The 21,835-nt window shown below is 45.7% G+C and carries 22 protein-coding genes; 6 read left to right on the forward strand and 16 right to left on the reverse strand.

The window, feature by feature from the left end:
• Positions 1-1,056: 1,056 nt before the first annotated feature.
• The 6 genes from hemL to hemA all read right to left on the reverse strand — a co-directional run bounded on the left by hemL (position 1,057) and on the right by hemA (position 7,652).
• Positions 1,057-2,343 carry a glutamate-1-semialdehyde 2,1-aminomutase gene (gene hemL / locus BN1002_RS13995; RefSeq protein ID WP_048825803.1) on the reverse strand — a complete coding sequence of 429 codons (1,287 nt, stop codon included), beginning with the start codon at positions 2,341-2,343 and terminating at the stop codon, positions 1,057-1,059.
• Positions 2,344-2,688: 345 nt separating this feature from the next.
• Entirely contained in the window at positions 2,689-3,666 is a 978-nt protein-coding gene (hemB, locus tag BN1002_RS14000; RefSeq protein ID WP_048827960.1) for a porphobilinogen synthase, read from the reverse strand.
• A gap of 46 nt (positions 3,667-3,712) precedes the next feature.
• Positions 3,713-4,507: a uroporphyrinogen-III synthase gene (locus BN1002_RS14005; protein WP_048825805.1), complete on the reverse strand. Its 795-nt coding sequence runs from the start codon at positions 4,505-4,507 to the stop codon at positions 3,713-3,715.
• Positions 4,504-5,442 (reverse strand): hydroxymethylbilane synthase, encoded by a 939-nt coding sequence (gene hemC / locus BN1002_RS14010; protein ID WP_048825806.1) that lies wholly within the window; start codon positions 5,440-5,442, stop codon positions 4,504-4,506. The genes BN1002_RS14005 and hemC overlap by 4 nt, the downstream gene beginning before the upstream one ends.
• A gap of 15 nt (positions 5,443-5,457) precedes the next feature.
• Positions 5,458-6,291, reverse strand: a complete 834-nt coding sequence (locus BN1002_RS14015; protein ID WP_048825808.1) for a cytochrome c biogenesis protein — start codon at positions 6,289-6,291, stop codon at positions 5,458-5,460.
• Between the two features lie 14 nt (positions 6,292-6,305).
• Positions 6,306-7,652 (reverse strand): glutamyl-tRNA reductase, encoded by a 1,347-nt coding sequence (gene hemA, locus BN1002_RS14020; protein WP_048825809.1) that lies wholly within the window; start codon positions 7,650-7,652, stop codon positions 6,306-6,308.
• 276 nt (positions 7,653-7,928) lie between these two features.
• Here hemA and BN1002_RS14025 point away from each other — a divergent pair, with 276 nt between their 5' ends.
• Positions 7,929-8,414 carry a LiaI-LiaF-like domain-containing protein gene (locus tag BN1002_RS14025; RefSeq protein WP_048825811.1) on the forward strand — a complete coding sequence of 162 codons (486 nt, stop codon included), beginning with the start codon at positions 7,929-7,931 and terminating at the stop codon, positions 8,412-8,414.
• A gap of 93 nt (positions 8,415-8,507) precedes the next feature.
• Here BN1002_RS14025 and yihA read toward each other — a convergent pair whose 3' ends face one another.
• From yihA to BN1002_RS14070, 9 genes are all read right to left on the reverse strand, one after another.
• Positions 8,508-9,095, reverse strand: a complete 588-nt coding sequence (gene yihA, locus BN1002_RS14030) for a ribosome biogenesis GTP-binding protein YihA/YsxC (RefSeq protein ID WP_048825813.1) — start codon at positions 9,093-9,095, stop codon at positions 8,508-8,510.
• Positions 9,092-11,419: an endopeptidase La gene (gene lon / locus BN1002_RS14035; RefSeq protein WP_048825816.1), complete on the reverse strand. Its 2,328-nt coding sequence runs from the start codon at positions 11,417-11,419 to the stop codon at positions 9,092-9,094. Before lon ends, yihA begins: the two co-directional genes overlap by 4 nt.
• 263 nt (positions 11,420-11,682) lie before the next feature.
• Positions 11,683-13,401: an ATP-dependent protease LonB gene (gene lonB / locus BN1002_RS14040; protein ID WP_048825818.1), complete on the reverse strand. Its 1,719-nt coding sequence runs from the start codon at positions 13,399-13,401 to the stop codon at positions 11,683-11,685.
• A gap of 283 nt (positions 13,402-13,684) precedes the next feature.
• Positions 13,685-14,947, reverse strand: coding sequence for an ATP-dependent protease ATP-binding subunit ClpX (gene clpX, locus BN1002_RS14045; RefSeq protein ID WP_048825820.1), 1,263 nt, complete (start codon positions 14,945-14,947; stop codon positions 13,685-13,687).
• A 376-nt stretch (positions 14,948-15,323) separates the two neighbouring features.
• Positions 15,324-16,613: a trigger factor gene (gene tig, locus BN1002_RS14050; protein ID WP_048827961.1), complete on the reverse strand. Its 1,290-nt coding sequence runs from the start codon at positions 16,611-16,613 to the stop codon at positions 15,324-15,326.
• Positions 16,614-16,746: 133 nt separating this feature from the next.
• A complete protein-coding gene (locus BN1002_RS14055; protein ID WP_048825822.1) occupies positions 16,747-17,790 on the reverse strand; it encodes a tetratricopeptide repeat protein in 1,044 nt (347 codons plus the stop codon).
• A 226-nt stretch (positions 17,791-18,016) separates the two neighbouring features.
• Positions 18,017-18,262 (reverse strand): hypothetical protein, encoded by a 246-nt coding sequence (locus BN1002_RS14060; RefSeq protein ID WP_048825824.1) that lies wholly within the window; start codon positions 18,260-18,262, stop codon positions 18,017-18,019.
• Positions 18,259-18,540 carry a hypothetical protein gene (locus tag BN1002_RS14065; RefSeq protein ID WP_048825826.1) on the reverse strand — a complete coding sequence of 94 codons (282 nt, stop codon included), beginning with the start codon at positions 18,538-18,540 and terminating at the stop codon, positions 18,259-18,261. Before BN1002_RS14065 ends, BN1002_RS14060 begins: the two co-directional genes overlap by 4 nt.
• 90 nt (positions 18,541-18,630) lie before the next feature.
• Entirely contained in the window at positions 18,631-18,834 is a 204-nt protein-coding gene (locus BN1002_RS14070) for a hypothetical protein (RefSeq protein WP_048825828.1), read from the reverse strand.
• A gap of 134 nt (positions 18,835-18,968) precedes the next feature.
• Between BN1002_RS14070 and BN1002_RS14075 the strand changes: the two genes are divergently transcribed.
• The 5 genes from BN1002_RS14075 to BN1002_RS14095 all read left to right on the forward strand — a co-directional run bounded on the left by BN1002_RS14075 (position 18,969) and on the right by BN1002_RS14095 (position 21,000).
• A complete protein-coding gene (locus BN1002_RS14075; protein ID WP_048825831.1) occupies positions 18,969-19,823 on the forward strand; it encodes an Rv1352/Rv1906c domain-containing protein in 855 nt (284 codons plus the stop codon).
• 17 nt (positions 19,824-19,840) lie between these two features.
• Positions 19,841-20,077: a hypothetical protein gene (locus BN1002_RS14080; protein ID WP_048825833.1), complete on the forward strand. Its 237-nt coding sequence runs from the start codon at positions 19,841-19,843 to the stop codon at positions 20,075-20,077.
• 12 nt (positions 20,078-20,089) lie between these two features.
• Entirely contained in the window at positions 20,090-20,362 is a 273-nt protein-coding gene (locus BN1002_RS14085; protein ID WP_048825834.1) for a group-specific protein, read from the forward strand.
• A 153-nt stretch (positions 20,363-20,515) separates the two neighbouring features.
• Entirely contained in the window at positions 20,516-20,761 is a 246-nt protein-coding gene (locus BN1002_RS24415; RefSeq protein WP_148362781.1) for a sunset domain-containing protein, read from the forward strand.
• The gene (locus BN1002_RS14095) at positions 20,758-21,000 is read left to right on the forward strand and encodes a hypothetical protein (protein WP_048825838.1); all 243 of its coding nucleotides are present in this window, start codon (positions 20,758-20,760) and stop codon (positions 20,998-21,000) included. The genes BN1002_RS24415 and BN1002_RS14095 overlap by 4 nt, the downstream gene beginning before the upstream one ends.
• A 49-nt stretch (positions 21,001-21,049) precedes the next feature.
• On the opposite strand, the gene BN1002_RS23045 is transcribed toward BN1002_RS14095, so the two are convergent.
• Positions 21,050-21,829 (reverse strand): M23 family metallopeptidase, encoded by a 780-nt coding sequence (locus tag BN1002_RS23045; protein ID WP_052445647.1) that lies wholly within the window; start codon positions 21,827-21,829, stop codon positions 21,050-21,052.
• Between the last annotated feature and the right edge of the window lie 6 nt (positions 21,830-21,835).

Below are 21,835 nucleotides of genomic sequence, written 5' to 3' on the forward strand. Positions count from 1 at the left end.
AGCTGACAGTGCCATGTTTCGTTTTCCAAATATTTTTTTTGGTTCCTCATTTCCGCTATGACCAGCAAGATGGAACCTGAGATCAAAAGCCGGATGTCGACTAGCCTTTACGACGCGAAGGACCGGCTGGACAACGCCGTTTACTTCCTAAGTCGGCGTTTACGACGCGAAGGACCGGCTGGACAATGCCGTTCGCGTTCTAAGTCGGCGTTTACGACGCGGAGGACCGGCTGGTCAACGTCGTTCGCGTTCTAAGTCGGCGTTTACGACGCGGAGGACTGCTGGTCAACGCCGTTCGCGTTCTAAGTCGGCGTTTACGACGCGAAGGACCGGCTGGACAACACCGTTCGCGTTCTAAGTCGGCGTTTACGACGCGGAGGACCGGCTGGTCAACGCCGTTCGCGTTCTAAGTCGGCGTTTACGACGCGGAGGACCGGCTGGTCAACGCCGTTCGCGTTCTAAGTCGGGGCGGGCTTTTAGTGCCCGAAGGAACTTCCTACGACTGCCGTTCGGGCACTAAATAAGCCTTTAATGCCCGAAGGAACTTCCTACGACCGCCGTTCGGGCGCTAAATAAGCCTTTAGTGCCCGAAGGAACTTCCGACAACTGCCGTTCGGGCGCTAAATAAGCCTTTAGTGCCCGAAGGAACTTCCGACAACTGCCATTCGGGCGCTAAATAAGCCTTTAGTGCCCGAAGGAACTTCCGACAACAGCCATTCGGGCGCTAAATAAGCCTTTAGTGCCCGAAGGAACTTCCGACGACCGCCGTTCGGGCACTAAATAAGCCTTTAGTGCCCGAAGGAACTTCCGACAACTGCCATTCGGGCGCTAAATAAGCCTTTAGTGCCCGAAGGAACTACCCGACGACCGCCGTTCGGGCGCTAAACCATCCTTTAGAATCCGAAGAAACCAAAGCCCACCAGTACAATCGCTCTAAATCTTAAAGAAAGGCTGAAAAATGAATCCCAGAGCAATAAAGGGTGGGCACATAAATTCTGATATTATAAAAAAGCACCTTCCTCAAATTGGAAGGTGCTTGTGCGACATGCAATCTATTTATTTCAGTCTTGAAAAGGCGGTTTCCGCAGCTTTGATTGTTTTTTCGATATCTTCGTCTGTATGGGCAGTTGACAGGAACAATCCCTCGAACTGTGATGGCGGGAGGAAAACCCCCTGGTTAGCCATTTCCCTGTAGTATTGGCCGAAAAATTCCAGATTGGATGTTTTCGCGCTTTCATAGTCTTTCACTACTTCATTCGTGAAGAAGATGCCGATCATCGAGCCGGCGCGATTGATGCGGTGTGGGATCTCATATTTCAAAGCGGCTTCTTTCAAGCCTTTTTCCAGAAGGTCGGCTTTGCGGCCAAACTCTTTATAATCTTCTGGAGAAAGCTGGCTTAAAGTTTCATACCCAGCGGTCATAGCAAGCGGGTTGCCTGATAATGTCCCTGCCTGATAAATCGGGCCGCTCGGAGCAATTTGCTCCATAATTTCAGCGCGGCCGCCATATGCTCCAACAGGCAGGCCACCACCAATGACCTTACCAAGGCAGGTAATATCCGGCGTTACTCCGAAATAACCTTGGGCACAATTGTAGCCAACGCGGAATCCAGTCATAACTTCATCAAAAATCAACAGCGCACCATATTCCGAAGTAACCTCACGCAGTCCCTCAAGGAAGCCTGGAAGCGGAGGAACGACTCCCATGTTTCCAGCAACAGGCTCTACGATGACTCCGGCAATATCTTCGCCAAATTCTTTGAATGCATAACGCACACTGTCGAGATCGTTGTAAGGGACAGTGATCGTGTTTTTCGCAACGCCTTCAGGCACGCCCGGGCTGTCCGGCAGGCCAAGGGTTGCCACACCTGATCCTGCTTTGATAAGCAGCGAATCGCCATGGCCATGGTAGCAGCCTTCGAATTTCAGGATTTTATTCCTTCCGGTAAAGCCCCTTGCAAGGCGGAGTGCACTCATGGTCGCCTCAGTACCTGAAGAGACCATCCTGATGACTTCAATGGAAGGAACGCGGTCGATGACCAATTTTGCAAGCTCGTTTTCCATTAGTGTCGGCGCACCATAACTTGTCCCAAGCTCGGCCACTTTTTTGATGGCTTCCACCACTCGGTCATTTGTATGTCCAAGGATTAACGGTCCCCAGGAAAGGACATAGTCAATGTATTCATTACCGTCAATATCATAAATTTTCGAACCTTTGCCCCGTGCCATGAAAATCGGGTCCATGTCCACTGATTTAAAGGCGCGGACAGGGCTGTTCACCCCGCCTGGCATGAGCTTTTTCGCTTCTTTGAACGCCTCGATCGATTTATCATAAGAACGCATGAGCTTACCCTCTTCCTTTATTTATATATGTAGCAAAAAAGATTGGTATCATTCGAGAACGAGGTGGTTGATTTCCGCTCTCGGCATTTCGCTTTCCGCGGGGCATCAGTGGAGCCTCCTCGGAGCAAAGCTCCTGCGGGGTCTCCCCTTGCTGCTCTATCCCGCAGGACAAATGGCCTCCTCGAATCGGCTTTGCACGAAGGAAACGCGGCAGCGTTTTCGAGGAGTCTACATGCCTTAGCTCCAATCACCCAGCTCTTCAATTTATAATGTAATTATTAAATTCAGCCTATATATATTTTTTCCGTCCTTAGCTCTTTCCCGCTTTCATTACAGAGGAAAGAATTATTGCTCTTTCAGCCAGCGGGCCGCATCTTTTGCAAAATAGGTGATGATCAAATCGGCTCCTGCGCGCTTCATGCCCGTCAGCATTTCAAGGACGACTGCTTTTTCGTCAATCCAGCCGTTTTGGGCGGCACCTTTGACCATTGCATATTCACCGCTCACATTGTAAATGACGACCGGCAAATTAAAATTGTTTTTGACATCGCGGACAATATCAAGGTATGGAAGTCCAGGCTTGACGATTAGGAAGTCGGCGCCTTCAAGGACATCTGATTCAGCCTCGCGCATTGCTTCCAATCGGTTTGCAGGATCCATTTGATATGTTTTCCGGTCACCGAATTGAGGCGTGCTGTCTGCCGCATCACGGAATGGCCCGTAGAAGGCTGAAGAATATTTAACGGCATAGCTCATGACAGGCACTTCTTTAAAGCCTGCTTCGTCAAGGCCGGCGCGGATTGCCGCAACGAATCCGTCCATCATATTGGATGGGGCGATAATATCGGCCCCTGCTTTTGCCTGGCTGACAGCTGTCTGGACCAATAGCTCAAGCGATGGATCGTTCAGGACGCGGTTGCCTTCTACAACGCCGCAATGGCCATGGCTTGTATACTCGCAAAGGCAAGTATCAGCGACAACAATCAGTTCGGAATGGCGTTCTTTTATTAAGCGGGTCGCCACCTGGACGATACCGTGATCATGGTAGGCACCGGAACCGCATTCGTCTTTTGTGGCCGGTACGCCGAACAGAATGACTGACTTAATGCCAAGGGATACGATTTCATCGATTTCCGGCCCAAGCAGGTCCATGGAAATCTGGAAAACTCCCGGCATGGACGGAACCTCATTTTTGATATTCTCCCCTTCAATGATGAATAGAGGATAAATAAAATCCTCCGCATGAAGATGGGTTTCCCTGACTAATGCCCTCATATTTGCGCTTGTGCGCAGGCGGCGATGACGTGAAAATTGAAGTTCCATTCTGTTAACCTCCGGACTTTTTCTGGCAAAACCAGTTTTCTTTTTTCTATAGTTTATCGTTTTTATGGATGCTTTCCAAATATTCAATTGTACTTTCCACCATGTGCTCAACTGTATATTGCTCCGGACATGCATGGACTGGAATCCCCAGTGACTGGAGTTTTTTTAAAGTGACCGGGCCTATGCAGGCAACAGTGCAGCGGCGCGCCTGCTCTAACAGCCCATTCTCTCCCGCGGCTTCAATAAAATGATCGACAGTAGAAGGGCTTGTGAACATCAGGATATCAAGCTCCCGATTTTCAAGCATTTCATGCAGCTTCTGTTTGCTCTCATCGGGCATATATGTTTGATAGACGATGGCTTCATCAGCAAAAGAGCCATGTTCCTTCAACTGATTCGCTATATGTTCCCTGGCCAGATTTCCCTTCGGAATAAGGACCCTGGTTCCTTTTTTAATATGTGCGATAAATTCATCAGCAAATACCTCAGCCACATATTTGGAAGGGATGAACTCCGGCTCATAGCCTCTTTCACGCAGGAAATGGCCTGTTCTCTCACCAATGACAGCGATTTTCGGGAGTACCGCAGGTTTGCCCTCCGGAAAAAAGGACAGAAACGTCTCAACCGTCACATTGCTAGTAAATATTATCCAGTCATATGTTTCGAGTTTACCCAGCACATCCATTAGGGAGCCGTCCAGCACTGCTGGTTTAAAGGAAATAAGAGGGATTTCGACCGGAATCCCTCCATGTTTTTCAATGAGCCTGGAAAATGATTTGGCCTGGCCCGCTCCCCTTGGTACTAGCACTTTTTTATTGCTTAGGGGCAGCGGCGTTGTCATTCATTCTCCAACTCCTCTTTCACCCTGTCAATCAGCTGCTTGGCGCCTTTTTCAGTAAGCAGGTCAGCCGCTTCGATACCAAGCTTTTCAGGGTCGGTCCCATTAACTGTTTCTTTATAAACTTCCTTCCCGTCCGGCGAAGCGACGAGCACGTTTAATGTAATCTGTCCGCCTTCTTCAGCAGTGGCGAAACCGGCAATCGGCACTTGGCAGCCGCCTTCCATTTTTTGCAGGAAGGACCGTTCGGCCCTGACGGCGACAGCCGTTTTTTTGCAAGTGAATTTCTCAAAAAGCTCCAGAAGTTCCTTGTCATCCTCGCGGCATTCTATTGCCAGCGCTCCCTGGCCGACAGCCGGGATGCACATGTCGGCATCTATGAATTCAGTGACAACTTCCTTTGCCCAGCCAAGGCGTGAAAGGCCCGCGGCGGCAAGGATAATCGCATCATATTCGCCATTATTCAGCTTTTCAAGGCGAGTATCGACATTTCCGCGGATCCATTTAATTTCAAGGTCGGGCCGCTTAAGCAAAAGCTGGGAGCTGCGGCGGAGGCTGCTCGTTCCAATAACCGCACCGGCAGGCAGATCGGCCAGCTTTACATGGTCTCTGGAAATCAGTGCGTCACGATGGTCCTCACGGAACGGGATGCAGCCTATTGTAAGCCCTTCAGGCAGAACAGCAGGCATGTCCTTCATACTGTGGACGGCCATATCGATTTCCTTATCCATCATCGCCTGTTCGATTTCTTTAACAAAAAGGCCTTTACCGCCTACTTTTGATAACGTAACATCAAGGATCCGGTCCCCTTTCGTTACAATTTCCTTCACTTCGAAGTCAAAGGAAGGACCGGCAATGCTTTTCAATTGCTCAATAACCCAGTTCGTCTGTGTCAAAGCCAATTTGCTCCGTCTGGAACCTACAATAATTTTTCTCATGATAAGCCTCCTAATTTACGAATACCAAAAGTGAAATGACGATAACTTGCCAAATAAAAAGAAATTAATCAACACGATCAGAAATGAAGCGACATTCCAAAGAGCCAGCGATTTTCCCGCCATGCCCTTTACAATCCTTAAGTATAAATAAATGCTGTAGAACGCCAGCAGCAGAAAAGAGCCGACAACCTTCATATCGTACCAGGGCATTTCAGGAACTTTTATAAATGCCCATTGCATTCCTAATATGAGGCTTAACAGCAGCATCGGCACACCAATGACGACATGCAGATAGGAAAACTGTTCAAGCCTTGGCAAATCGGCGATCCTCACAAGCCTCGTCCCCCACTTCTTCCTTTTCAGCAGGTCATACTGAAGCAAATAAAGAAGGGAAAACACGAATGACATCGAAAACGCCCCGTAAGATAAAATCGCCATGGTGATATGAATCAGCAGCAGTTCGGAAATAAGCTGCTCACCGATGACATGTGATTCATACTGGAGCGGCGCGAAAATATGGATGGCCATGACAATGAATCCAAGTATATTCGTGAAAAAGACGATAAAATCCATTTTTAACAAATGATTGATTCCCAGGGACAGGCCGACCAGAATCCAGGCATAAAAATAAAGGCCTTCCATAATCGTCAGGACTGGAAATCGTCCGGTATTAACCATATAAAGGACGAGGAACGCCGTTTGCAAAATCCATACAAATGCAAGTAACCAGAAGGCAACACGGTTCGCCTTCCGGTTATGGTGGATAAAATCAAAGAAATATAACAGCACACTTAAGGCATAAATAATGACCGTCAATTCGTGCAATCGCGTCATATGGATGTCAAACATAGACATTACCCCTCTTATGACTGAAAGGAAGCCTGCGGTGCATGAACCAACTCTTTCTTGGTATCGGCTGCTTTCGTTTGTTGTTGCTCTTCGACAAGCTCTTTAATATCAAAGATTGTCATAAACAAGTCCAGCGCCTCTTCGGCATCAGGGCGTGCAGCCAGTTCTTTCGCCTGGAGGATCGGATCTTTCAGCAGCTGATTAATTATGCTCTTTGTATGCTTATTCAATACCTTCTTATCCCGCTCGGAAAGGTGTGGAAGTTTCCGTTCAATGCTCTGCATCGTTCCTGACTGGATTTCATTCGCCTTTTCCCGGAGAGCCGAGATGACCGGAATGACCCCAAGCAGGCCAAGCCATTGTTTAAAATCGACAATTTCCTTTTCAATCATCATCATGATAACCGCGGCGGCTTTTTTCCGTTCCTGCAGATTCGCTTCGACTATGCCTTCGAGGTCGTCGATATCATAAAGGAAAACGTTTTTCAGTTCGGAAATCCGCGGGTCAAGGTCGCGCGGCACGGCAATATCGACCATGAACAAAGGCTTTCCTTTACGGAGCTTCTCAACGTTCTCCATCGTTTCCTTTGTAATCACAAATTGGTCGGAACCCGTCGAGCTGATCACAATATCCGCTTCGATGAGCGAGCACTGCAGTTCGGAGAGCATCTTTGCCTTTCCTCCAAACCTGTCAGCAAGCTGCTCGGCCTTTTCAAAAGTCCGGTTGATGACTGTAACGCTGCCGACTCCGTTTCCATGAAGGTTCTGGGCGGCAAGCTCACCCATTTTCCCCGCACCAAAAATTAGTACATGCTTATCTTCAAGCGATCCGAAGATTTTTTTAGCAAGCTCAACAGCCGCATAGCTGACGGAAACGGCATTGGCGCCGATTTCTGTTTCGGCATGGCCGCGTTTTGCCAGGGTAATCGCCTGTTTGAATAGATGATTAAATACTGTTCCAGTCGTCCCTTCTTCCTGGGAAAGAAAGAAGCTTGAGCGAACCTGGCCTAGAATCTGCGTTTCCCCGAGGATCATCGAATTCAATCCGCAGGAAACATTGAGCAAATGCTCTACCGCGCCGTCACCCTCGTAAATGAAAAGAAACGGCGAGAACTCCTTTTGCTCAAGGCCGAACCAATCAGCCAGGAATTCCTTCATATAATAACGGCCAGTATGAATCTGGTCGACAACTGCATAAATTTCCGTCCTGTTGCAAGTCGACAGAATAACGTTCTCCAGAATGGCCTTTTTTCCATGCAGCGTCCTTGCTGCCTCCCGAAGTTCATCCTGCTTAAATGTAAGCCGCTCACGGATTTCAACTGGGGCGGTTTTGTAATTAAGTCCTGCCACTAAAATATGCATCTAGTAAATAACACCCCCAACGTAATCACGTCACTAACTACTCAGATTATATCACGGGCCAATTGCGGGTTTGCCCAAAAAATGTGAACAGAAACCGAAACTCTATGGTAGAATAAAAGCGCAGAAGCTGGCCACAGGAGCTGGCTATCAATAAATGCGGCTTCGGCGCTAATTTCGCGCTTTTCATTTTAGAATCATTTTAAATACTCGTCCTTATGTACCTTATCAAATAACCAGCAATTGTTCAAGAGAACCTTACTGGAAGCGGAGGTAACCATGAAAAACAGACAGCTATTTCCCGGAATTGTCCTGATTGGATTCGGGGCTTATTTTTTTCTGGAGCAATCCGGCATCGAGCTCCTCAAAAAATATTATACATGGCCGACCCTACTCCTGATCGTCGGCATCGCGTTCCTGTGCCAGGGATATTTAACTAGGGATCACGACTCCATCCTTCCCGGCACCATCCTGACAGGCCTGGGTACGCATTTCCATATTGCCGAAAAAGTGCAATCCTGGCCGCCTGATACCGGAACATTCATGGGCTTTATCGCTCTCGGATTTCTGCTCCGCTATCAAAAAACAGGAACCGGGCTTTTCCATGGCCTTCTTTTCCTCGCCGTCGCTATCATGCTTATTTTCACGGATAAAGTACGAGCGCTTTTCGGACAGGCCGGGGACAGCATGGCGCTCATATGGAAATTCTGGCCGGCCATCCTGCTTGCCATCGGGGCATGGCTTGTTTTTGCAAAAAGAAGATAACTAGGCTCCCGGCCACACAATAAGCAGCATTAAAAAGCCTGGCATTCGTTGAAGCTTCAACTTATTGCCAGGCTTTTCTATATATATGCTCGTTTACCTATCCATATATTCCTGGAACAGCGCCCAAACCTTATCTTTTCCTTCGCCAGTTTCTGAAGAAAAAACCACAATATGGTCTAGAGGATCCAAATCCAATGTTTCTTTCGTTATTTTCAGGTGCTTCTGCCATTTGCCCCTAGGAATCTTATCGGCTTTTGTCGCAATAATGATTGAAGGGATTTCATAATGCTTCAGAAACCCGTACATCATGCGGTCGTCAGCAGTCGGCGGATGGCGTAAATCCGTAATGAGCACGGCCGCTTTCAGTGACTCACGTGTCGTAAAATACGTCTCGATCATCCGGCCCCATGCCTCACGTTCTGATTTTGAAACCTTCGCATAACCATATCCAGGCACATCGACGAAATGCAGCATTTCATTCACAAGGTAAAAATTCAATGTCTGCGTTTTGCCAGGCTTTGACGATGTCCGCGCAAGGCTCCTTCGGTTCAGCATTTTGTTTATGAAAGAAGACTTGCCGACATTTGACCGCCCGGCAAGGGCAAACTCCGGAAGCCCGCCTTCGGGATATTGTTCCGGCTTTACTGCGCTAATAACTATTTCTGCACTTGTTACCTTCATGAAGCTCCTCCATCCGACAGTGCGTGCTTAAGAACTTCATCGACATGGGAAACAAGGACGAATTGCAGTTCATTGCGGACACTTTCTGGTATATCATCTATATCTTTTTCATTATCTTTTGGCAAAATCACTTTTGTGAGCCCCGCCCGGTGCGCACTCAGTGTTTTTTCCTTTAACCCGCCAATAGGCAGAACACGCCCGCGCAGCGTAATTTCGCCTGTCATCCCGACCTCACGGCGGATCGGCTTGCCGGACAGTGCCGATACAAGCGCAGTCGCAATCGTAATTCCAGCGGATGGCCCATCCTTTGGAACGGCTCCTTCCGGTACGTGGATATGAATATCGTACTTTTCATGGAAATCCCGTTCAATCCCAAGCTCTTCCGCTTTAGAGCGAATATAGCTGAACGCAGCCTGAGCTGATTCCTTCATGACATCGCCAAGCTTTCCGGTCAGCACAAGCTTACCTTTCCCCGGGGAGATGGACACTTCAATTTGCAGCGTATCACCGCCGACTGTTGTGTAAGCAAGCCCGGTTGCCACTCCTACCTGATCTTCAAGCTCAGCCTGGCCATAGCGGAACTTCGGCTTCCCAAGGAATTCTTCAAGATTCCGCTCGGTCACCACAACCTTTTTCTTATCACCGGCCACGATGATTTTTGCTGTTTTCCTGCAGATAGTGGCCATTTGCCTCTCAAGGCTCCGGACTCCCGCTTCACGGGTGTAATAACGGACTGTTTTCAAGATGGCGTCTTCACGCACCTGAAGCGTTCCTTTTGAAAGGCCGTTCTCCTTTATCTGTTTAGGAAGCAGGTGGTCTTTTGTAATATGGACCTTCTCAATTTCCGTATAACCGGCAATTGTAATGATCTCCATCCGGTCACGCAAAGGCCCCGGAATGGTTGCCAGATTATTGGCTGTTGCGATGAACATGACTTTTGAAAGGTCATAGGCTTCCTCTATATAATGGTCGCTGAAATTATGGTTCTGTTCAGGATCAAGGACTTCAAGCATGGCTGCTGAAGGGTCGCCTCGGAAGTCACTCGACATTTTATCAATTTCATCGAGAAGGAAAACCGGGTTGATGGTTCCCGCCTTTTTCATGCCCTGGATGATCCGGCCTGGCATCGCTCCGACATACGTCCTTCGGTGGCCGCGGATTTCCGATTCATCACGGACGCCACCAAGGGAAACGCGGATGAAATTTCGGTTCAGGGACCTGGCAATCGATCTGGCCAGGCTTGTTTTACCGACTCCCGGAGGCCCTGCAAGGCAAAGGATTGGCCCTTTCAGGGAGTTGGTCAGTTTTTGGACAGCGAGATATTCAAGAACGCGTTCCTTAACTTTTTCAAGGCCGTAATGATCTTCGTTTAGAATTTTCTCCGCGCGTTCAATATCAAGGTCATCATCCGTCCTCTTAACCCACGGAATGGAAACAAGCCAGTCAATGTAGTTACGGATTACGGCGCTTTCGGCAGAACTTGCCGGTACCTTTTCATAGCGGTCCAGCTCACGCATGGCCGTTTCTTTTACATGTTCCGGCATACCCGACAGCTCGATTTTCTCTGTCAGTTCGGTAATTTCACCTGTTTTGCCTTCTTTTTCCCCTAGTTCCTTTTGGATGGCCTTCATTTGCTCACGCAGGTAATATTCCTTTTGGGTCCTCTCCATGGAACGTTTGACACGCTGGCCAATTTTCTTTTCAAGATTCAGGACTTCCTTTTCATTATGGATGATGTCAATGACCTTTGACATCCTGTCCTTTACATCAATTGTTTCGAGGATTTCCTGCTTGTCCTTCAATTTCAGCGGCAGATGGGAGGAAATGATATCCGCCATCCTGCCAGGCTCCTCGATATCAGCTACTGAAGAATATGTTTCAGCGGAAATTTTTTTCGACATCTTTATGTATTGCTCGAAATACTCCAGCATCGTCCTCATTAAAGCCTGGTCTTCGACATCTTTCGTTTCCTTGTCTTCGAACAGCTCGACAGTGACTGAAAAATAATCATCCATGTCTTGAAACGATTGGATGCGGGCTCTTTTGAGACCTTCAACAAGAACGCGAATCGTGCCGTTTGGAAGCTTCAGCATCTGCTTGACCTTCGTCAGTGTGCCGATGCTGTACAAATCTTCCTCATCAGGCTCATCTATTGAGACATCTTTTTGGGTTGTTAAAAAAATCAGGTGGTCATCGACCATTGCTTTTTCGAGTGCCTGGACTGATTTATCCCTGCCCACATCCAAATGGAGCACCATTGTCGGATAGACCAGCAAACCCCGAAGTGGCAGGAGGGGGACGATTTTATCACTCGTTTCCGGCATAACCCTTGCACCTCCAAAATACTTTCAATTATCCCTTTTAAAGGATTTGTCTTTGTACAATTCTATCTTATTTAAGAAAGTGTGTCTAATATATCGAAACTATTTCAATCTTTTAAAAGTCCGTCATGTTGCTGATTATCCGCGCCTTTCGAGCAGCCAAAGATGCTTTTACACCTGCCTAAAAAAGAAACTCCGGCCCATCCTGGCAACCGAAGTTTCTTTAATAATGTTAGCCATCGCCGCTTGGATTGATCCCGCTTTCCTTAAATCGATTCTTTCTCGGAATGCTGATTGGCTGCTGTAATCACTTTTCCATTGACCGAATCAGGCATGATATTGGCCATCCCTTTAAGCGGACCGAACCCTTTTACTGACTCTTCCTTCAGCGCAACATCGATCACTTCGCTAAAATGGCTGACAGGAATAATTTGAATTCCACTTATTTCTTTTAAAATTGACTGCATATTCTCAGCTGGAACAATCACTTTTTCTGCCCCCGCCATTTTAGCGGCTGTTACTTTTGCGAAAACGCCGCCAATCGGCTTTACATTTCCGTGGATTGAGATTTCACCTGTCATCGCGACTTTGTTGTCGACAGGAACCTGATAGATTGCCGAGTATATTCCTGTTGCCATTGCGATACCGGCAGAAGGGCCGTCAATCGGGATTCCTCCCGGGAAATTGACGTGGATATCGTACTCATCAGCAGGAACCCCCATCGCGCGCAAAACAGTAATGACATTCTCAATCGAGCCGCGCGCCATACTCTTCCGACGGATGGATTTCCCCTGGCCGCCTATGCTTTCTTCTTCGACGATTCCAGTAATATTGATTGTCCCCTTTTCCTTAGTGGGGATCACGGTAACTTCTATTTCCAAAAGCGCCCCTGAATTCGGCCCATATACCGCCAATCCATTCACTAGCCCGATACATGGCAGGTCATTGATTTTCCGTTCCATTCTTGGGGTGGCCTGGCTGGAGTGGATGACCCACTCGATGTCAGAATCTTGAATCGTTAATCGATCTTCGGTGATGGCAAGTCCTGCGGCAGTTTGGACCATATTGACAGCCTCTCGCCCATTTCTTGCATAGTTTGAAAGAATTTGCAGGGCGGACTCTGGCATCGTCATACCGACCTTCTGGCTGGCATTTTTTGCAACCGCACTGATTTCTTCCTGTGACAGTTCCCTGAAAAACACTTCCATGCAGCGTGATCGAATGGCAGGCGGTATTTCATTAGGCGTCCTTGTCGTCGCTCCAATCAGCCGGAAATCCGCCGGCAGCCCATTTTTAAAAATATCGTGAATATGGGTAGGAATGGAACTATTCTCTTCATTATAATAAGCACTTTCCAAATAGACTTTCCTATCCTCGAGGACTTTGAGCAATTTGTTCATTTGAATGGAATGGAGCTCGCCAATTTCATCAATGAACAATACCCCACCATGGGCATTCGTTACGGCACCTTGTTTCGGCTGCGGGATGCCGGCTTGCCCCATCGCTCCTGCCCCCTGGTAAATTGGGTCATGGACTGAGCCGATAAGGGGGTCCGCAATTCCTCTTTCATCAAAGCGGGCAGTCGTCGCATCCAGTTCAACGAAAACGGAAGACTGTTTAAAAGGAGATTTGTCATTTTTCTTAGCTTCTTCAAGCACAAGTCTCGCTGCCGCAGTCTTACCGACGCCAGGAGGCCCGTAAATAATCACATGCTGGGGGTTTGGACCGCAAAGAGCTGCCCTTAACGCCTTAATTCCGTCCTTTTGTCCGACAATATCATCAAAGCTAGCCGGCCTTACCTTCTCGGCAAGCGGTTCAGAAAGCGAAACCGATCTCATTTTTCTGAGCTGTTCCATTTCCTTCCTTGATTCCTTATCGATCGAAACTTTTTGAGTCCGTTGATTCCTTAATAAGTTCCAAAAATACAACCCGATAATGATACCAAAGAAGAGTTGTATAAATAGAGCAATCCCGGTCCAACTCATCCTTTTCCCTCCCGAAGATACGTAATACTGATATAAGATAGTATTTCCGTTGAAGGGAATCACTAAACAAAAAAAGCAAAGAATCCCGAAATGGAGTGGAGATGCTTTAACAGGGCAGCAATAAGAAACACACTTTTATTAAAAACTGTCAGAACTCAACTTTGCCAATACATAAAAAACCGCCCCGCGTAAAGTATGTCCCGGAGTGGAAATCAACAATCAAGTATAACATAGCCAAAATAAAAAACTGCCTGGCGGATGCCAGGCAGTTGGAGTTAAGTTATCAGGCTGAATTGCGCTCTTCTTCAATGACAGTCCCGTCTTCAAGTATCAATTTCGGGATGCTATTTTCAGCGACCGTTTCTTTCGTAATAATGCACTTTGTAATGTCATCACGGGATGGAAGGTCGAACATGACATCGAGCATGATGCCTTCGATAATGGAACGGAGGCCACGCGCGCCTGTCTTGCGCTCGATTGCTTTCTTCGCGATTTCATTCAGGGCGCCTTCCTCAAATTCAAGCTCGACATTATCAAGCTGGAGCATTTTCTGATATTGCTTGACCAAAGCATTTTTCGGCTTTGTCAGAATTTCGATCAATGCGTTTTCATCAAGCTGCTCAAGGCTTGCAATGACCGGCAGACGGCCAATGAACTCAGGGATGAGCCCGAATTTAAGTAAGTCTTCAGGAAGGACTTTTGAAAGAAGTTCCTTCTTGCTTACTTCTTCTTGCTTCACATCGGAACCGAAGCCAATGACTTTCTGGCCGAGCCGGCGCTTGATGATCGGTTCGATTCCGTCAAAAGCACCGCCGCAGATGAACAGGATGTTTGTTGTATCAATCTGGATGAATTCCTGATGAGGATGTTTGCGTCCGCCCTGTGGAGGAACGCTTGCAACAGTACCTTCAAGAATTTTCAATAGTGCCTGCTGGACACCTTCACCGGAAACATCCCTTGTAATTGAAGGGTTTTCTGATTTGCGGGCGATTTTATCAATTTCATCAATATAAATGATCCCTTTTTCTGCCTTTTCAACATCATAATCGGCAGCCTGAATCAATTTCAGGAGGATGTTTTCAACGTCTTCACCAACATAGCCTGCTTCAGTAAGAGAAGTGGCATCCGCAATGGCGAATGGGACATTCAAAATACGTGCAAGAGTTTGGGCAAGGAGTGTCTTTCCGCTTCCTGTAGGCCCGATCATGCAGATATTACTTTTTGAAAGTTCCACATCGTCGATTTTGCTATTGGAATTGATCCTTTTATAATGGTTGTAAACTGCGACAGAAAGCGATCTCTTCGCTTTATCCTGGCCAATTACATACTCATCAAGGATTTCACAGATTTCCCTTGGTTTCGGGACATCCTTGAACTCAACTTCTTCCTCGGAACCGAGTTCTTCCTCAACGATTTCAGTACATAATTCGATACACTCGTCACATATATATACACCAGGCCCGGCAACCAGTTTCCTTACCTGATCCTGTGTTTTTCCACAGAAGGAGCACTTTAATTGCCCTTTTTCATCATTAAATTTGAACAAACCTTTCACCCCTTAAAGAACGGATTAGACTTATTTGAACACTGCTTTCAGGCAGGTTATTTAGGAAATAATCGGTTCATAACTTTAAAATTTGAAGCGCTATGTATTGCATTGTACCACATTTTGTATGCTTACTGGAAATAAAAACTCTTTCAAAACCATTGCTTTCGAACCCATTTTTCCTTTGGCTGTGCCGGCACTTTTTATGTGGAGGAACGATCTACTCTCTAAAGCTTATCCAATTTCACCTGTAAATAAGCCTGTTTTTATCGATTCCCCCGAAATTTCTATTATGTATTTATTAACATTATAATATGTATCCGTTTAAATGTATAAAACAAGGCACGATAAATCGTGCCTTGTTTGGCTTTTGTCCTTATTTCGCAACAGTTTTGCTGTTTTCAACAAGGAAGTCTACCGCTTTATTCTTCTCGATGTCAGATTTCAGCACTTCCGTTCCTCCAAGAGCATTTACAATGTTCTCTGGAGTCATATTGTACATTTCCGCCATTTTCTCGAGCTCGGCATTGATATCCTCTTCAGTCACTTCAATATTTTCTGCCTTCGCAATTGCTTCAAGTGCAAGATTGACGCGTACACGCTTTTCAGCGTCGCCTTTCATTTGCTCGCGAAGAGCTTCTTCATCTTGGCCTGAGAATTGGAAATAAAGGTCAAGATTCATGCCCTGCATTTGAAGGCGTTGTTCGAATTCCTGCATCATCCGGTCTGTCTCGCTTTGAACCATGACAGCTGGAAGTTCAACTTCTGTATTTGCTGCAGCTTTCTCGATTACGGAATCACGTACGTGATGCTCTTTTTGGTGATTTTTATCATGCTCAAGGCGTGATTTGATTTTATTCTTCAGCTCATCAAGAGTTTCGACTTCATCATCTACGTCCTTAGCGAACTCATCATCTAGCTCAGGAAGTTCTTTTCCTTTGATTTCATGGACAGTCACCTTGAAAGTAGCAGGCTTACCGGCAAGTTCGGCTGCATGGTACTCTTCAGGGAAGGAAACTTCTACATCCTTTGATTCGCCAGCAGCAACACCTACAAGCTGCTCTTCGAAGCCAGGAATGAATGAACCTGAACCAAGCTCAAGAGAGTAGTTTTCTGACTCGCCGCCTTCAAACGCTTCGCCGTCAACAAAGCCTTTGAAATCGAGGACGACAGTATCGCCGTTTTCAGCTGTTCCTTCTTCTTTTACAACAAGCTCTGCATGGCGTTCGCGAAGAGTGTCAATTTCTTTGTTGACATCTTCATCAGTAACAGTTGTATCGAACTCTTCAACTTCAAGGCCTTTGTATTCGCCAAGCTTCACTTCGGGCTTTACTTCAACAGTTGCTTTGAAAACAAAGTTGGAGCCTCTTTTGAATTTTTCAACATCGATTTCAGGGCGGTCGATTGGCTCGATCCCAGTTTCATCGATTGCATTACCATATGCTTCTGGAAGAAGGTAATCGATTGCGTCCTGGTACAATGCTTCGACGCCGTACATTTTTTCAAAGATCGGGCGTGGCATTTTTCCTTTACGGAAGCCAGGGGCATTCACTTTCTTAACAACTTTTTTGAATGCGAAATCAAGGGCTTCTTTAACCTTTTCTTCGCCAACTTCTACAGTAAGAACCCCGCGGTTCCCTTCTAATTTTTCCCATGTAGCAGACATTTTTGTTCCCTCCAACTATCTATTCTCCTATTTTATCAATGGTGGAATAGCACTATTTATGTAAAGCATTATACGTTTACATATTGCAACCACTACATTATAACACACGATTTTGTTCTTTCAACTCTGGCGGCTAAATTATCGGGTAAGAAATTTCCTCCACTTTTTCAATCCATTTCACCGCTTTCCTGACATCCTCCTCCTCTGCCTGATAAATTCGCGCGATGGCATCCATTTCAGGTGCTGAACCAAGATAAGCCAATGCAGTAAAATGGAAGGCCGCGGCCCAAGCAGCTGGGCTGCAGGGCTCCAAATCAAAAGGATAGACTGCCATATAATGCCTGTGCACAAGGCTCAGGACACTTTCGAGCAGGACAGGTTCGCTATGCGCAAGTTCCTCTTCAAGAAGGCGGACCGTTTTAACCTCTATCGGAATTAAATGAAGTTCTGGAAGTTCAGCGGGAACCACTAGCATATTCTCCCCGAATTTCTTGACAGTCAGTGGATTGTCTAACTGCTGCTCTTTTAAAACATTAAGGAGCATCGTCTTCAGGAATGGATGTCCTGTTGCCGCTTCAAGAAAGGCGGTAATTTCGGGCAGCAAAGGCCCAACAGGCTGGCTGGCAAGCTTCCCCGCTATTACAACCTGTTCCTTCAGATCTATTATGTTGAAAAAATCAAGTTCTCCCGGAAAAATTTCTATTGATTGCTCTACTTCCGGTTGGGCATCAGCTTGTTCAAAGACATAGTTTTGCGCTGGTTCATTTTCAGCCATTCTTTTGCAAAATTGCAGGATTGTCTGGAAGTGCTCCCTTTTCGCTTCAGGCACCTCCTTTTCCTCAAACAGCGCCTCAAGTACGTCGGTAATTTCCTTATACTCATGAAGCTGGATCAGGATGGTCAAGTACATTTCCGTCAGCTGGAAATAATCCCCCGCGCCTATCAAAATCATTTCACGGCACAGTTCCTTCGCCTTCCTATAGGCGCCAGCCTCAAAATAGGCGAGGACAAGCGCGGCCATGACATCACTGTTGGCTGGATCCAATTCATAGGCCTGCTCAAGGAGCTCTGCAGCTTCTCGGTAATTCTTCCCTTGAAGTGCCTCAATCCCCTTTTCAGCCAGCCTACGCTCTACGTTGGGAAAAAATATAATTTTTTCGTCGCCATTTTTCTTCATTGTTGTTCTTCCTTCTTTCGTAGTTGAAAAAAGTGTAGCATGGCGCTGTGTAAAATACAATTTGGAGGGTGGTGAGGAAGCATTTCTCCACAAAAAAACCGGCCACCTCTAAACGAGATGGCCGATTCTTCACTTTTCAGCGTCCCAGGAGGACGTATAATATATGTAGGGAAACAGTGATATATGGGGAGTTTATGTAGGTGATGTGTAAAATTTGTGTAAAATATTATGAGGCTCTTAAATCAACGTATCGATTACATCTTGTGCACTGATATAGACTAGGTTGCAACTCACGATGCTTTTTCAGCTTGCGGCAAGTCTGACACGAAAGCGTGACAAGTCTTCCGGAAAAACCATTTATCTCTATTTCATTTTCAAAGACTTCCTCTCCATCTTCTTCTATATTATAGGTAAACAAATTATATGCAAAAATAGTAACAAGCACTCCGCTCATAAAACTTATCCAACTCACCTAAAATCCTCCCTTCGATTATCGTTTAGTAAATAAACCAATTCATTGCCTTTTTTAACAGGCATGATTTTATAGGCAGAGTGGAGGCAGTACTCCTTCTGCAGGTCCGCGATTACGTCTGCTGAGTCTAGGCATCTTTCAACCAGCACCCCTGCCAAGGTGGTCGGTCGCATATTGCAAGCTGTGGCCAGTTGGGTCAATTTTCGGTTAAATGAATTGGATAAAGATACGTTTACTCGGTTCACTTTCTTGCCGCCTAACCCCTTCCCTTCGATCATGAGCAGGCCTCCCTTTTTAAATTGTCTTACCAATTGACAGTGTCAACCACGTTACACTGTTACAGTAGATGGCGGTTGAGGAGGGCGGTATTACCTCCCAACCACAATCTTTATTCCTCCCTCTTCAGTCCTATGGACGACTTTTAGAGACGATTCCCGACCCTGCATATCTGCATGGATGAGTTCCTTTACATATCCGCTGAAATTCTTTCCATCCAAGTACTCGAGCATTTTGATATCCTGTTCATTTGTCTTATTAAAGGAGACTGGCTTCGTGTATTTATTTTTACTCACATCACTCCTCCTCCCAGCCTGTCTTACTATATGGTATTACCGGTAATACCACTTCATTACTAAAATTTTCATTTACAAAATTTAGGGAACTTGTTAGTCTGAAAATAGGAATAAATAGAGGGGGGCTTATTAGGATGGCTTTTATTGGGGTTTTATTATTTATAGCAAGTATTAGTTTTATCATTCTCGGTTCACTTGCTTCAGTCAGAAAAACTGGCCAAGCAAAAAGGATGTTCACTTTTGCGTTTGCTGCATTGTTTTTCTTCGTTTTGATTAGTATATTATCGAATTTAGACGGCGCTGAAACGGCGAGCAAAGGGAAGACGACTGAACCCAAAAATGAGGTTGCTGGTGCCATTGAATCCAAAGGCACTCCAAGTGAAGCTGATACCGAAACAGATGTTGAAACGGAAGCTGATTCGGAAACTGCAGTTGAAGATCCTCCTGATGAGTTATCTCTACAGGAGCAAATGACTGAAAAATTAGCTGGGTTAATAGGGACGAACCAAGTCTTTGATACAGGATCTTATATTAAAGGGGATATACCAACTGGCGAATATGCCTTTGTTACTTTTGATGGTAGTGGTGAATACTATGTCGAAAAGGACGCAGCAGGCAATATAATCGATAATGAGAACTTCGAAAGCTTTGGGTATGTCTACGTGCATGGCGCCGGAAATTTAGAAACAAAAGGGGTCTTGATCAGTCCCTCCGCGTTTGAAGCTTTGGAGGTAACAAACACTAAACAGATTTATGAAGCTTTAAATGATGTTCAAAACTATAAAGATTCTGCTTGGTATAAAGTTGGGACGGATATACAGCCTGGCACCTACGTTATTGAAAGTTACGGGTCAGGATATGTGGCCGTTATGTCCGGCCCTGTTGGCAAAGGCGACATTATCGATAATGAAAACTTTAATGGTAAATACCAGGTGACTGTAAAACCCGGACAATATTTAAAAATATCCAGAGGCTTTATTTCTCAATAAGTAAATGGGGTTTCGAGATGAACGTGACGATTAAGATAGATTATTACGCAAGTATGAACGTTTCGATGGCAGGTAATTTTCCGCTACAAGGAAAGTCGCCTGTTACGATTGCTTGGCAATGGTGGCGAGAAATTAAAAAGAACTCACACAATGCCAAAATAATAAAAGTGACAGTAAACGATACCGAGGACATCACGGATCTGATTAAGTCCTTTGAAGCTGCTCCTTTGCCTGCCGAAAATTTGCCCTTTTGATTGGAGTTAATTATGTTAGAAATAAAAATTGATGAACACGAAGTTAAACAAATTCTTGAGGATAAAATACATGAAGCTGTTAAAAGAGCTGAAAAAGAAACGGTTTTTTGGGATTTTAAAGAATTAATAAGACAAACTAGAATGAGCAGAAATACAATTATTGAACAGTTTTTTTATGAAACCGAGTTTCCTAAATTCAAAATAGGAACAAAGTGGTATTTCCCGGCTAAGGAAACTAGAGAATTCTTATTAAAGTGGTTAAAAGAAGCCCCTATCAAAAAGTGAGAAGGGCTTTACTCATTTTATCTTTTACAATCACCGCGTTAAACTTTTTAGTCTGCCTTCTTGGCAGGCTTTTTTCTTTGTCGTTAAATGTCGACAAAAAGCAAGGAAAATATTGTTAGTTGAATGCTATGATTGGATAAAAAGGGTGAGAAAATGAGGAAGGTATGGTTGTTGTTGGCTCTTCTTTTTATAACCGCGTGCTCAAACGAAGCTGAAGGCATTACAAAGGACGATGCTGATTGCGAAAACCCTCGTATCAAGGGAAATTTGACTACATACAATGGAGAAAAAATTTATCATGTGCCTGGGGGCCAGTTTTACGGAGTTACAGATGCGGAGGAAATGTTCTGTACCGAAGAGGATGCGGAAGCTGCAGGCTACAGAAAGAGCCAAAGATGAAAAACATTTTCCTTTTAATTTTAATACTACTATTAGCATCCTGTTCTACATACGATGAATCTTACTATGAATCTGAATACCGATTAGATGATATCGAATCTATTATCGTGGAACTTGAATCCAGGATTACGGATCTTGAAAATGACCTATCAGCAATGGAAGAAGAAAATGAAGAATTAGCAAGTGAGTTGGAAGAAGTAAGTGGTACGCTTGATGAATTATTGGACGAAAAATATTAAGTAGTAAAAAAGCCCCTCCCGAATGCCGGGAAGGGCTTTTTCATTTCAGTTATTTCACTCTAATTTTTTGACCAGTCACAATGACGTATTTATCATTGAGATTGTTCCATGCCTTAATCTGAGCGATCGTGCTGCCGTAACGCTTGGCAAGAGCGGACACTGTGTCACCTTTTACGACTGGGTGATACTTTGCCCCGGCGCTTTCAGATGGCACTTTAAGCACCTGTCCTGCCTTGATTAGGTCTTTATTCTTGATCCCGTTAAGTTTAGCCAGTTCATCCACAGTGGTATTGTACCTCTTGGCAATTGCCGTGAGTGTGTCTCCAGATTTAACTTTGTACGTTCCGGCTGCATCAATAGCTGCAGCCTGCTTTGTTTCAGGCTTAGGCTCTAGATAGTATCCTTTAAGATATTCTGTCGGGTCCAGGCAGTTTGTTACGCGGTTGGCAGTCCATCCATAGCTTGGTGAAGTGCTTTTCCGGACTTCGTAATGCAAATGGGATCCAGTGGAGCGGCCAGTTGTCCCTTGCTTCCCGACCTCCTGCCCTTTTTTAACGCTTTGCCCCGTCATGACCGATACGCTATCCAGATGGGCATAGAGTTGACCTCTGCCGTTCTTGTCCCTGATTAGGACAACATTGCCATATCCACCAAGTCCAGTGCCGGTCTTGCCCTCGCCCGCGTAAACGACCGTACCCTCCGTAAATGCGTGAATAGGAGCCTTATGGCTCTTAACAAGGTCAATGCCAGTGTGAAACTCTTTTCCTCCACCAAATGGATTGTTCCTATATCCAAAACCTGACGTAATGCGATAGCCTGTAAAAGGCATATTGTT

It is taken from the genome of Bacillus sp. B-jedd, assembly GCF_000821085.1.
Lineage (GTDB): Bacteria > Bacillota > Bacilli > Bacillales > Cytobacillaceae > Bacillus_D.

Bases quoted from the DNA above. Each gene is read 5' to 3' on its own strand.
- hemL (WP_048825803.1), bottom strand. From the start codon at position 2,343: ATGCGTTCTTATGATAAATCGATCGAGGCGTTCAAAGAAGCGAAAAAG.
- hemB (WP_048827960.1), bottom strand. From the start codon at position 3,666: ATGGAACTTCAATTTTCACGTCATCGCCGCCTGCGCACAAGCGCAAAT.
- BN1002_RS14005 (WP_048825805.1), bottom strand. From the start codon at position 4,507: ATGACAACGCCGCTGCCCCTAAGCAATAAAAAAGTGCTAGTACCAAGG.
- hemC (WP_048825806.1), bottom strand. From the start codon at position 5,442: ATGAGAAAAATTATTGTAGGTTCCAGACGGAGCAAATTGGCTTTGACA.
- BN1002_RS14015 (WP_048825808.1), bottom strand. From the start codon at position 6,291: ATGTTTGACATCCATATGACGCGATTGCACGAATTGACGGTCATTATT.
- hemA (WP_048825809.1), bottom strand. From the start codon at position 7,652: ATGCATATTTTAGTGGCAGGACTTAATTACAAAACCGCCCCAGTTGAA.
- BN1002_RS14025 (WP_048825811.1), top strand. From the start codon at position 7,929: ATGAAAAACAGACAGCTATTTCCCGGAATTGTCCTGATTGGATTCGGG.
- yihA (WP_048825813.1), bottom strand. From the start codon at position 9,095: ATGAAGGTAACAAGTGCAGAAATAGTTATTAGCGCAGTAAAGCCGGAA.
- lon (WP_048825816.1), bottom strand. From the start codon at position 11,419: ATGCCGGAAACGAGTGATAAAATCGTCCCCCTCCTGCCACTTCGGGGT.
- lonB (WP_048825818.1), bottom strand. From the start codon at position 13,401: ATGAGTTGGACCGGGATTGCTCTATTTATACAACTCTTCTTTGGTATC.
- tig (WP_048827961.1), bottom strand. From the start codon at position 16,613: ATGTCTGCTACATGGGAAAAATTAGAAGGGAACCGCGGGGTTCTTACT.
- BN1002_RS14055 (WP_048825822.1), bottom strand. From the start codon at position 17,790: ATGAAGAAAAATGGCGACGAAAAAATTATATTTTTTCCCAACGTAGAG.
- BN1002_RS14065 (WP_048825826.1), bottom strand. From the start codon at position 18,540: ATGATCGAAGGGAAGGGGTTAGGCGGCAAGAAAGTGAACCGAGTAAAC.
- BN1002_RS14075 (WP_048825831.1), top strand. From the start codon at position 18,969: ATGGCTTTTATTGGGGTTTTATTATTTATAGCAAGTATTAGTTTTATC.
- BN1002_RS14080 (WP_048825833.1), top strand. From the start codon at position 19,841: ATGAACGTGACGATTAAGATAGATTATTACGCAAGTATGAACGTTTCG.
- BN1002_RS14085 (WP_048825834.1), top strand. From the start codon at position 20,090: ATGTTAGAAATAAAAATTGATGAACACGAAGTTAAACAAATTCTTGAG.
- BN1002_RS24415 (WP_148362781.1), top strand. From the start codon at position 20,516: ATGAGGAAGGTATGGTTGTTGTTGGCTCTTCTTTTTATAACCGCGTGC.
- BN1002_RS14095 (WP_048825838.1), top strand. From the start codon at position 20,758: ATGAAAAACATTTTCCTTTTAATTTTAATACTACTATTAGCATCCTGT.
- BN1002_RS23045 (WP_052445647.1), bottom strand. From the start codon at position 21,829: ATGCCTTTTACAGGCTATCGCATTACGTCAGGTTTTGGATATAGGAAC.